The organism is Streptomyces sp. 4F14 (assembly GCF_048159485.1).
GTDB lineage: Bacteria > Actinomycetota > Actinomycetes > Streptomycetales > Streptomycetaceae > Streptomyces.
On the sequence record NZ_JBLRVY010000178.1, the window covers coordinates 1 to 405 of the forward strand.

The following is a 405-nucleotide window of genomic DNA, read 5'->3' on the forward strand; positions in this document are numbered from 1 at the left end:
CCCGCCACGGCACCGCGTAGTACGCGCGGTCCCGGTACCAGGTGGTCTGGCAGTGGGCGACCAGGGGCCTGCCCAGGGCACCGCCGCGCAGCAGGGCGCGGACGTGCCGGGCCGCCGAACCGAAGCGGTGCTGGAACACGATGGACGCGTAGGGCGCCGCGTCGTCTCCCGGCTCTGCGGCCCCGACGGCGTCGTAGTCGGCCAGCGAGGGGCAGGGCGGCTTCTCGCACCACACCCACGCGCCGGCCCGGAGCGCGGCGACGGACTGCTCCCGGTGCACGGAGGGCGGGGTGCACAGCACGACGAGGTCCGGACGCACCCGGGCGAGCGTCGCGTCGAGGTCCGTGGACGCGTGCGGGATGCCGAACTCGTCGGCGAACGCGCGTACCGCCTCGCCGTTCACGT

Annotated in this window: 1 protein-coding gene; it reads right to left on the reverse strand. The window is 75.8% G+C overall.

Features of this window, described 5'->3' with window-relative positions; translation table 11 throughout:
* Positions 1–405, reverse strand: a 405-nt coding sequence (locus tag ACLZOT_RS50200) for a Gfo/Idh/MocA family protein (RefSeq protein ID WP_416976016.1), incomplete at both ends; no start/stop codon positions are given.